This window comes from Novosphingobium sp. BL-S-32, assembly GCF_056857055.1.
In genome coordinates, this window is record NZ_CM166477.1 from 1,610,643 (window position 1) to 1,621,649 (window position 11,007).

An 11,007-nucleotide genomic window follows, 5' to 3' on the forward strand; every position below is an offset into this window, starting at 1 on the left:
CATGGATTTCGGTTACGATCCACCGGAGCAATTCCGCACCGCCAGCGACCGGGCGCATGAGATCGTCGCCGCCGAACTGGGCCATGACGACTTCGGGCCCGGCGACTATCTCCCCGGCCTGAAGGTCATGCTCCAGTCGATGGACTATGACACGCACTTCACCGATCGGGGCCGGCGGGCCGCCTGGGGCCAGATCGTCGGCGTACTGCGCAGCCGCGCCGGGGCCTTCCGCGCAATGAAGGACAATCCCGGCTTCGATGCGGTCGCCATCGCCAGCCCGGTCGTCATCACCGGCATCCCTCGTACCGGCACCACTGCCCTGCACCGCCTGATGGCGGTCGATCCGCGCTTTCAGGGATTGCAGACCTGGCTGCTCGACGCGCCGATGCCCCGGCCGCCGGTGGAGCAGTGGGAGAACTATCCCGAGTTCCGCAAGTCGCTCGCCCTGATCGAGGCACGCTATGCGGTGGCGCCGCAAAAGCGCGCCGCGCATCACGTCGCGGCCGAGGAAGTCCACGAATGCTGCATGCTGCTGCGCCATTCGTTCGTATCGAACCTCTGGAACTGCGGCTGGTCGGCGGCAACTTATGACGCCTGGTGGCAATGCCAGAGCGAAGCACCGGCCTACGACTACTATCGCCAATGCGTCCAGCTCATCGGCGTGAACGATCGCGACAAGCGCTGGCTGCTCAAGAACCCCGGCCATATCGACAATCTCGACCTGCTGTTTGCGGTGTTTCCCGATGCCAAAGTCATCCAGACGCATCGCGATCCGGCCAAGGCGATCCCCTCGCTGGTCTCGCTGCTGATGGCCTCGCACCCAACCATCGAACAGGACCGCGCCGACCAACGCGCGGCGATCATGCTGGAACGCGAAGTGGCGAAATGGGCAAACGCAGTCCGCAAGGCGGAGGCGGTCCGCAGCCGCCATCCGGGGCAAGTGCTCGACGTGGTGCACCGCGATTTCCATCGGCAGCCGATGGACGTGCTCGAACGCATCTACGATTTCATCGGCATGGACATTCCCGATACCACCCGCGCCGGTTTCGCGCGGCGGATCGAGGAAAAGCCGGAACTGCAGCACGGCGTCCATCGCTATGCGATCGCAGACTACGGCATGACCGAAGAACAGGCGCGGGCGCCGTTCGGAGACTATATCCAGCGCTACGATCTGGTGGAGAAGGCCAAGTGAAGGCGGCGATCTATCCCGGCAAAGGCCAGCCCATCGTCATCGAGCAAGTGGCGGACCCTCGCCCAGGCCCGGGCGAAGTGCTCATCCGCGTGCATCGCTGCGGCATCTGCGGAACCGACTTGTCGATGACCAAGGGCGGGGTCTGGGACTACGGCCCGAACGCCCGCTTCGGCCACGAATATGCGGGTGAGATCGTCGAACTCGGCCGCGAGGTCGAGGGGTTCCGGATCGGCGAACGGATCGCGGTGCTGCCCTCGGTAGCCTGCGGCCAGTGCCAGTCCTGCCATGCTCACGGCAATAACGTGCTGTGCCGGTCGAGCCCGGCCAAGGCGATGGTCGGTTTCGCGGAGTTCGCCAGTATTCCCGTAAGCGTCGCGACGCGGCTGCCCTCTACCTTGTCGCTGACCGACGGCGCGCTGATCGAACCGCTGGCGATCAGCCTCTACGGCGTCAATTTCGCGGCGATCAAGCCGGACGACCGGGTGCTCGTGCTGGGCGGCGGCACGGTCGCGCTTTACGCGATCTACTGGGCACGGCGACTGGGCGCCGGGCGCATCGTCGCCATGTCGCGCTCGGCGCGCCGCGAGGATCTCTCGCTGGCGATGGGAGCGGACGCTTTCGTTACCTATGGCGACAACGAGATCGGCGAGGTCGTGGAAGCGCTGGGCGGCGCGCCGCAGATCGTGTTCGAATGCGTCGGCGCCGAGGGCATGCTTACCAAGGCGATCCAGCATGCGGACCAGTTCGGCCGGATCGTCTCGCTGGGCTTCTGCACCGCGCCCGATCCGATCATTCCCGCGATTGCATCGTACAAATGCGTCTCGATCCAGTTCGCGGTGGGCTATTCGATGAAAGAGTTTACGTACATCGCCAGCCAGATGGATAAGGGCCACGTCGATCCCAAGACCATCGTGACCAACGAGATCCCGCTGATCGACCTTCCCGCGATGTTCGCCACTCTGCGCGGCCCGAATGACGAGACCAAAGTCCACGTTCGCTGTAACGAATTGTGAGGTGTGAAAGCGATGGGAACCCCTTCCGACAAGCAGGAACGCGGCGTTCGGCTGCTCGGTGACGTTCTTGGCGAACCACTTGAGGCGGGCCTGCGCGAACACATCGACTCCGACGATTTCGGCAAGCAATGCGCGGCCTGGGCCGCCGAATTCGCCTACGGTACCGTCTGGTCCCGCGAGGGTCTGGAAAACCGTATGCGCAGCGCGGTCGTCATCGGCATGCTCATGGCGCTGCGACAGACGGAAGAATTGAAGCACCACGTGCGGATCGCGCTGGATTTCGGGATCACGCAAAAAGAGCTTGAGGAAATGCTCTACCTCGCGGTGCCCTATGCCGGTTTTCCGGCCGCGAACACGGCCAAGCATGCGATGAAGGACGCACTCCAGGACATCGCTTCCAGCCGTGCGGTTCCGGATTAAACCAGACTGACCCTTCGGGATGCCTCCGGACGGATCAGAGCAGCCAACAAGATCAGGCCGCGTTGCAATCTCTCTCTGGAAATCGATCCGCCGATCGAGACACGAAGCATGGCGCTTCCCGAGTTCGATGCCCGGTCGACCGCGAAAGCATCTCCCGGAATCGCGGAAAGACCGTGCTGGCGCAGAGCGTCCGCAATGTGCTGCGCATTGGCGCCCTCGCCCGCCGCGACCCACAGATGATACCCGTCTTCCTGTGATCCGAAGGCTTCGTTCGGGAGGCATTTGCGCGCAATCGCCTGCCGCGCGCGGGCTTCGCTGCGAACTTCCCCGACGAGCTTCTCGAAGGTGCCGGTGCGGATCCACTCGGCCACTACGGCGGCATTCAGCGGCGGGGCCATGATAGCCGTCTCGTGCATGTCGGCCGCGAGCCGCCATGCCCTCGCCACATCCGGAGCGCGCAGCCAGGCAACCCGCAGTCCCGGCGTCAAAGCCTTCGATACGCTGGCAATGTGCCACGTATTGTCGGGAGCAAGCGAGGCAATCGGACTGACAGGGTTCCTTGGCAGGAAACCATAGGCATCGTCTTCGATCAGCAGAAGATCGTGCTTGTTGACGGTTGCGGCAATGGCTTCCCGCCGCTCAAGCGGCATCGTCACCGTCGTCGGATTATCGTTAGTCGGAACGATGTAGAGACCGCGAATAGGGCGCGCGGCGCAAGCTTCGTCAAGCGCGGCCGGGTCCATTCCCCCCTCGTCGGAAGCGATCGCGACCAGTTCGACGCCAAACCTGCGGGCCAGTGCCAGCAATCCGGGATAGGCGAAGGCGCATACCGCGATCACGTCACCAGCGCTGAACTCGGCGCTGAAGATGGCGTGAAGCGCGTTCTGCCCACCCGCCGCCACGAGGACGCTGTCTTCACTGCAGGGAATGTTGCGAGCCGCCAGAAGCTCGGCACCGGCCTGCCGTATGCCGGATCCACCGCCGCTGCGCTGATACTGGAATGGCAGGGCCATGGTATCCGATGAAAGGAGCGTGGAGGCGCAGTCGCGAAAGGCGACCGCCAAAGTCCCGCCGAATGCTTCCGGCGGCGCGTTCATACCCACATCGCCCGGGTCGCCAAGCGAAATGCCGGTCGAGGAAACCGCCTTGGCACGCACGAAACTGCCGCGCCGTCCGCTCCCCTCGATAAGGCCGAGGCGCTGGGCTTCGCCGTAAGCACGGGTCACGGTGGTCAGGTCCACCGCCAGAGCTTCCGCGAGCGCTCGCTGCGGCAGCAGGCGCTCGCCGGGCCGCAGCGTTCCGGCATCGATATCGCGGGAAAGCGCCTCGGCAATCGCCAGGTACTTCGGTCCGCGCGCCGCGCTGATGTCGGGTATCCAGCCTTGCATGGGAGCCTTCCGGAATATGCATGCGGTTTGCATGCCTTGTCAGTCCCGATGAAAGAACGGCGGGCGCCCGGCAAGAACGTTTCTCGCCATCTCGCCACCATCGTGGTTGGCCAGCGCACCGCCTGGAGTTGCTTCATCCCAGAAGCCGGGATCCGCATATTGAACCAAGGCGGCCTCATAACGGGCCATTCTTGCCGCCTGATCTGCCAATAGCACGGCCACAACTTCGATTTCGGGAAAATCATCCGCCCTACCGTCGCGGATCATCCCGGCAAGATCGGGGCGGTTGATCGCCTCGTAGAGGTCCAAAACCAGTCGCGATGCAAGATCGAGCCGACGGGGTAACGTTTGCATGCCCATATCAATCGCCCTTGCGCTCGGCGCGGGCATGAAGATCCGCCCAAAGCTTCTCGGTGCCTGCTTCCTGCGCCTTGTTCACATATTGGGAAGCGACCAGCCACCCCTTGATATATTGCAGGGGAACCACGCAGCCGATCCCGAGCAAGGGGAACGATGTCAGCAAATGCACCCAGAACGGCGGCTCATAGGCAACCTGCAACCACACCGCGAAAAAGGTGAGCGGAAAGGCCACGATGCAGAGCGAGAAGAATGCCGGGCCATCGTCCGGGGCGGCGAAATTATAGTTCAGGCCGCATGTCGGGCACGTATCCTGAAGCTTGAGCCATTTACGGAACATGGGCCCCTTGCCGCATCGGGGGCAGAGCCCTTTCAGGCCGCAACGGAAGATCCATTGGCCTTTGCTTTTGGGAGTGGCGTCTTGATCCAGCATCGGGCGGAGCCTTAATCGATTTGCTTGAGTCTTATTGCCATATATAACGCTATTTGCATGGATTCAATATCCATGCAAATAGCCATAACGGATTTTGTATGAATCGGCACGGAGGCTATCGTGAGTGAAGGTGATGTGATGGGTCCCGGCGGTCGGGCGACCGCGACGTGATTCAGCGCCCCCTCATTCGGCTGGCATCGATCGCCCTACTTGCTCTGGCGCTTGGCGGCTGCGGCGACGATCGTCGCGAAGAGCGCTTGCGGGCAGCGGGCCTCCATCCGTCGCTCGATGCCCTGATGAAAGTGGCAGATGCCGATGTCGGTGCTCGGAAATTCCGGCAATGCGCCGCCTGCCACAGCATCATCGAAGGTGCTTCCGATCGGGGCGGTCCCAACCTTTACGGCGTCTTCGGCAAGCCCGTCGCCAGCAACAGCCCCCGCTATGGCTACACGGCGGCCCTCTCGTCTTACGGCGGTACATGGGATGAGCGCACGCTCAATGTATGGATCGCCAATCCGATGAAGATGGTGCCGGGCACGACCATGCAATTCGCCGGGGTGGAAGACCCACTCACCCGCGCGGACCTGATCGCCTATTTGCGATCCCAAGCACCGGGGAAATGATCTAAGAAATGAAAAAGGGGCGACGCACCGAAGTGCGCCGCCCCTCTTGTTTGGACTTTCGCTGCCGTCAGAAGCGGAAGGCAACGCCTGCACGGCCAGCAACACCGCTGCTGCCCGAACCGGTAACGCCTTCCACCTTGGCGAAGGCGGACAGACCGTCCGAAGCGCCCTGCACACCCACTTCCCAGCGCGCGCGGCCGCCTTCGGCATCGTCGCGGAAGTAGAGGTCCTCTCCGCCCGAAGACAGCGTGGCACCGGGGCGGCCGTTCATTTCGCCTTCCCAGTTCGCGCCGACATAGGGCTGGATCGCCCAATTGCCCGAGTGGGTCTCCACGCCCGCGCGCAGGCCCGCGCGGCCGTAGAAGCTCTGGACATGGTTGAACTTCGCACCGACGCCGCCCTGCGTCGCGGCAAAGCCGTCAAGGTCCGCATTGGTCCACGATGCACTGGCCGAAGGTTCGAGGAACAACATGCCGGTGCGGATGTGGTAGCCCGCCTCGATCTCGACGCCGTAGCTCGTACCGTTGGTCTTGGGCGCGCTGGCGCCGTTGTCCATATCGTACTTCAGCGAATAGCGATCGAGCTTCGCCAGACCGTGGGCGAAGAAGCCGCCCGCACTGCGATAACGAGCGTAAAGGCCCACGTTGCCGCCGTTGAGCTTGATCAGGTCGCCGGTCGACTTGACCTTGCCTTCCTGCGAGACGTAGCCCGCAGTCATGCCGACGCCCCAGTCGCCGCTCTGGTCGCTGCCATGGCCCCAGTCGAAGCCGAACTGACCGCCCCACCACGTGTCGCGCACATCGAGATTGGGCGCGAACGTCGTGGCGGTGCCCAGCACGGTTTCCGAATAGAGCGGGCGCGAGCGGTTGGTCTCGCTGCCGCCAAGGACCTGGCCCCAGAGCGAGGTGCCTTCCTTCGGAGCGATACCGCGCATCTGATCGGACCATGCATCGCCCGAACGGCGCCAGTAGTGGCGCACTTCGGCGCCGGTGCGCACCAGTTCGAAGGCCTGCGTGCTGGGCACACCGACCAGATCGACATTGCCCGTCGCATCGGTGACCAGCTGATAATCGACGAAGCCCTTGTTGACCGCGCCGCCATCGAGAACGAAAGCACCGGCAGTCGCCGACGCTGCGTTCACCAGACGGATGCCGTCGAAGTTGAACTTGGCTGCCGTGCTGCCGCTGAGATCGGTGATGATGATGGTCGTTGTGCCGGACGCCGCGCCGACATTGAGCTGGTCGGCCGACTGTGCCGGATTGCTGCCCACGGCGCTGGCGCCAAGGTTCGCTTCCAGCACGACACGCGAATTGCCGCTGCCCACGAAGGCCGCATTGCCGAGATCGAGCACGTCTCCGGTGTGGCCGTTGACGAGGCTGATCGTGCCCGAGTTGCGGAAAGTGGTGACGCCGGTCAGCTTCATCGTGGCCGCCGCGGTCGCTGCCGCGTTGATGTTCAGCGTGCCGCTGTTGATCACCGTGGCATTGCCCGCAAACGTGCTGTTGCCGCCCTGCGCGTTCCACGTCCCTGCGTTGGTCAGCGTGGTCGAGGCCGTATCGAAGGTCATGTAACCGTTGATCGTGCCATTGTTGGTCAGCGTGGCCGCACCGCCCGAAAGCGCGACGGCGTGGTTGCTGTCCGCGCCGACCGTGCCCGACAGCACGACCGTCTGGCCGCCTGCCGCATCCGAGACGAGACCGTAGGTCGCGCCGTGCAGCGTCGCCGCGGTGCCCTGCGTCACCGCAGCGCTGCCGCCGGTGGTGATGGTGAGGCCCGCGCCCGTCTTTGAGACGGTGTTGCCGCCGCCAACCAGCGTCGCCGAGACGTTCCCGGTGGCCGAGTTCAGGCTGACGGCATCTCCGCTCGCAGCCGATACGCCGGTGCTGACCAGCGTGATCGCGCCGCTGCCTGACGTGGCGACAATGCCGCGTGCGCCTGCGCCGGTAACAGCCACGGTCTGGACCGTCAGGGTCTGCGCGCCGCTGCCGGTCTGGACCGAAATGCCGTCGGAACCGGCGCCGCTGGTCGCGACGTTCCAGCTGTTGATGGAGATCGAACCGGTGCCGGTCGCCGTGGCGGCAATACCGTCCGAATTCGCACCCGCAGTGGTGACCGAACCCAGGTTGGTGAGCGAGCCTGCACCGTCACCGAAGATGAAGTTCACGCCATTGGCATTGTCGCCCAGCGTCGAAACGCCGCCCGAATGGTCGACGGCCGCTGTGCGCAGCAGCGCCGAGGTCACCGATCCGCCCAGCGTGAGCGAAACCGTACCGGCATCGGCGCCGCGCACGGTCACACCGCTGGCGTCGGCGCCGGTCGTCGATACCGAGGCGAGCGTGGCAGTGATCGCGCCGGTCGCGCCGCTGCCGGTCTGCGACAAGATCACGCCCTGCACGCCGTCGCCGCTCGCCTGCACATCGGCCAGCGAGGCTGTGAGCGCACCGTCCGCACCGGTCCCGACAAGCGAAACGCCCGCACCGGTGCCGCTGCCCGATGCGACGACCACGCCGCCGGTGTCAGCCAGCGCGATTGCGCCGCTGCCTGCAAGGTCAACGCCGAACACCTCACCCGTTTGCGTCGTTGCCGACACATCGCCCAGCACAAGGTTCTGGGTTCCCGTGAAGTCGGTGGTCTGCACGCCGTAGGCACCCGTCGCCCCCGTAGCGGTGATCGCACCGGCACCATCGACGACGAGGCTATTGCCCGCATGCGCCAAAATGCCGGTGGCCGCACCGTCCGTGCTGGTGACGGAAAGCGACGTCGGAAGATGCAGCGTGGCAGTGCCGGTGCCGTCCGCCAGTTCCACGCCGCCGACATCACCGGCCGCGCTGACATCGAGGCCGCCCGTCAGCGTGACCGTCTGGTCGCTGCCGCCATCGACGGTAACACCCTGCGCGACGCCGCTGGCGCTCTGTACCGAGACCAGACCTGCCGTGGTCAGCGAGATTGCACCGGTGTCTCCGTAGAGACCGATGCCGCTGGCCGTGCCGTCCGCCGAAACCGTGACCGGCCCGGCAAGCGAAACGGTCTGAGCCCCCAGGCTCCCGATCGAAAGACCGGTTGCCGTGCCGCCGAGAGAGGACGCATCGTTGGTAACGGACAGCGCACCGCCCAGCGTGACGTTCGCGCCACCGTTAAGGGAAGCGGTCAGACCCAAGGCCGACGCACCCGCCGCCGAAACCGTCATACCCTGAGCCAGCGACACCGATCCGTCATTGCCGGAAAGGTTGACGCCGATCGCCGAACCGGCCGCTGCCGAGACGTCGAAGGCGCCGCCAACCGTCAGGCTGGCGCTTTCCGTCGAATCCCTAAGATCGGCGCCATAGATATCGCCGCTCGTCGAGGTGAGCGAGAAGGTGCCGCCCAGATCGATCGACTGGGTCGTGCCGCCCTGCTGGACAAGGCCTTCGAACAAGTTGGCGCCGGTGAAATCTCCGGCAATCGCCAGCGAAACCGGACCGGTAGCACCGATCTGGAACGACCCATAACCGCCAGCGCCACCCGCGACGACGAGGTTACCGTCGACAGTCGCCGCCTGCGACGTGCCCCCGATCATATATGTGCCGAATGCAAATGCGCTTCCGTCGCCCGCATTGACGGAAACGTCCTGCGTCGAAGCAATCGAGAGAGCGCCGCTGCCGTAGACGCCCGCACCTGCGGCGCCCGTGCTGCCCTGGATGTTCAGCCCCTTGGCGAAGCTGACCGCAACGTCGGTTCCGCCATAAACGAGAGCGCCAACCGCTTCGCCATCGCTGCTGGTAACATTGACCGTGTCAGCCGCCGTGATCGCTACTACGCCAGTGCTGTCGGTAGAGTAAACGCCATAGACTAAGCCGGCGCCGGTCACATCAAGCGCGCCGGCAAGATGAACCTGCTGGCTGGAGCCGTCCGCGATGGCAACGCCATAGGCGTCACCCGTTCCGCCCTCGACGGTAAGCGCACCCGAACTGGTCACCGAAACGGCGCCGGTGCCACCGGCAAGGGCAACTCCGCTAGCCCCGTCCGAACCCGTAACCGTTGCACCGCTGGCAAGCGACACGGTCTGATCGGTGCCGTCTTCCAGCGAGATGCCGACGGCCGAACCAGCCGTGTTGGTCACGTTGAAGAGATCGCCGAGGGTCACGCGCTGCACGCCGGTCGCGCCGGAAGTGGAGATCCCGCTGGCATCGCCGCCCGCCGCCGAAACCGTCAGCGAAGCACCGTTACCGCTGCCGGGAATGACCGAAATGTCGACCGAGCTGCCGCCGGTCACATCAATACCCTTGGCTCCCGCACCGGTGCTGGTGACCGTCAGATTGGCACCGGTGAAGCCCACCGAAACCGCGTCGGTCGCGCCGCTCAGGACTACGCCACTGGCATCGCTGCCCGCGCGCACGTCCAGATCACCGGGATAGGCCGTGCCGCCGACAGTGGCAGGCGCGAAAGCCACGGTCTGCGTGGTCCCGCCGGAAACCGAAACGCCCGTCGCCGAGTTGGTGCCGGTCACGCCGACATACTGGCCCGAACCCGTCACGCTGACCGCGCCGGCGGCGCCGGTAACCGCAAAGCCGGTCGCGTCGGCGCCGGAGACCGTGAAGGTGCTGGCGGCGCTGGTGCGGGTGGCGGCCATGGTCACGTCGGTGGCCTGATCGACCGACATGCCGGTCGCACTGCCTCTGGTGGAAGTGACGGAAAGCGCACCGGTGTTCGTCAGCGCGCTGGTTCCGGTCGATCCGTTGCCGCTGACCGCAAGGCCCGCGGCGCTGCCGGTGTTCGACGACACAGTGAGCGTCGCGTTGTTGGCCAGCACGAAGTTACCCGCGCTGGGTACAGTGCCGATGCCCACGGCGTCCGCGCCGTCGGTGGTGACTTTTACCAGGTTGGAGTTGGTGGCCGTCAGCGTACCGCCGCCAACACCGCTGGCACCAAGACCGAAGAATTGGCCGGATCCGCCCGAATTGACGGTGACCGTGCCCTGATTGACGATGCTGCCGTTGGTGCCGGTGATCCCAAGGCCCACTCCCCCGTTGACGCCGCCGCTCGATGGCTGCGTCACCGTGACTGTACCATCGCTGGCATTGGTGATCGTCGCCGAACCAGCGCCCAGTGCGCCTGCGAACGCGCCCGTGCCGCCGGAATTGACCGTACCGTGGTTCTCGATCACGGCATTGCCGGTGCCCGACGTCGTCGCCTCAAGCCCAGTCTGGGTGCCCGTGATCTTCGATCCGCTGCGCGCGCCGATCAGGGCATCGTGGTTCGCGGACCCGCTGATGGTGACCGCGGTCGGGGTTCCGGTCGCATTGATGACGGCGGTGCCGTAGATATCGATCTTCAGGTTAGCGGGCGTGCCATAGGTCGTCTGATCGTAGCTGACGCCGTTGGGGAAATTGTTGCTGTCGCTGATGCACGAGACGACATTGGGATCGGCAGAAGTAGCGGGGACGCCGCAAGCACCGGAAGGCACTGCCTGGGCGACGCCGGGCGCGAGTATCACGAGGGTCAGCGCCGACGCGCCGGCCATGAGCTTGGTCTTCAAGGCAATTCTCCTGTTAGCGCAGTTCTGTTGGCCGGGTCTGCGAAGACCCGGCCGAAATCGTGGGAA

8 protein-coding genes are annotated in these 11,007 nt (G+C 64.9%); 4 read left to right on the forward strand and 4 right to left on the reverse strand.

What is annotated here, in order from left to right; genetic code table 11:
- The first annotated feature begins 1 nt into the window (after position 1).
- From AC1VVK_RS23590 to AC1VVK_RS23600, 3 genes are read left to right on the forward strand one after another with little or no spacing between them, the layout of a single operon-like run.
- The gene (locus tag AC1VVK_RS23590) at positions 2-1,192 is read left to right on the forward strand and encodes a sulfotransferase family protein (protein WP_482905601.1); all 1,191 of its coding nucleotides are present in this window, start codon (positions 2-4) and stop codon (positions 1,190-1,192) included.
- Positions 1,189-2,205, forward strand: coding sequence for an alcohol dehydrogenase catalytic domain-containing protein (locus tag AC1VVK_RS23595; protein ID WP_482905602.1), 1,017 nt, complete (start codon positions 1,189-1,191; stop codon positions 2,203-2,205). Before AC1VVK_RS23590 ends, AC1VVK_RS23595 begins: the two co-directional genes overlap by 4 nt.
- A gap of 12 nt (positions 2,206-2,217) precedes the next feature.
- The gene (locus AC1VVK_RS23600; protein WP_482905603.1) at positions 2,218-2,625 is read left to right on the forward strand and encodes a carboxymuconolactone decarboxylase family protein; all 408 of its coding nucleotides are present in this window, start codon (positions 2,218-2,220) and stop codon (positions 2,623-2,625) included.
- Here AC1VVK_RS23600 and AC1VVK_RS23605 read toward each other — a convergent pair.
- Genes AC1VVK_RS23605 through AC1VVK_RS23615 form a run of 3 tightly spaced genes read right to left on the reverse strand, consistent with a single transcriptional unit; the run spans position 2,622 to position 4,803 of the window.
- Entirely contained in the window at positions 2,622-4,013 is a 1,392-nt protein-coding gene (locus AC1VVK_RS23605) for an aminotransferase-like domain-containing protein (RefSeq protein ID WP_482905604.1), read from the reverse strand. The genes AC1VVK_RS23600 and AC1VVK_RS23605 overlap by 4 nt on opposite strands.
- Positions 4,014-4,052: 39 nt before the next feature.
- Positions 4,053-4,373, reverse strand: coding sequence for a hypothetical protein (locus tag AC1VVK_RS23610; protein ID WP_482905605.1), 321 nt, complete (start codon positions 4,371-4,373; stop codon positions 4,053-4,055).
- A gap of 1 nt (position 4,374) precedes the next feature.
- Positions 4,375-4,803 carry a DUF983 domain-containing protein gene (locus AC1VVK_RS23615; RefSeq protein ID WP_132391274.1) on the reverse strand — a complete coding sequence of 143 codons (429 nt, stop codon included), beginning with the start codon at positions 4,801-4,803 and terminating at the stop codon, positions 4,375-4,377.
- A 167-nt stretch (positions 4,804-4,970) separates the two neighbouring features.
- Here AC1VVK_RS23615 and AC1VVK_RS23620 point away from each other — a divergent pair, with 167 nt between their 5' ends.
- On the forward strand, positions 4,971-5,426 hold the full coding sequence (locus AC1VVK_RS23620) for a c-type cytochrome (protein WP_482905606.1): 456 nt from the start codon (positions 4,971-4,973) through the stop codon (positions 5,424-5,426).
- Positions 5,427-5,493: 67 nt separating this feature from the next.
- On the opposite strand, the gene AC1VVK_RS23625 is transcribed toward AC1VVK_RS23620, so the two are convergent.
- Entirely contained in the window at positions 5,494-10,941 is a 5,448-nt protein-coding gene (locus AC1VVK_RS23625) for an autotransporter outer membrane beta-barrel domain-containing protein (RefSeq protein ID WP_482905607.1), read from the reverse strand.
- Between the last annotated feature and the right edge of the window lie 66 nt (positions 10,942-11,007).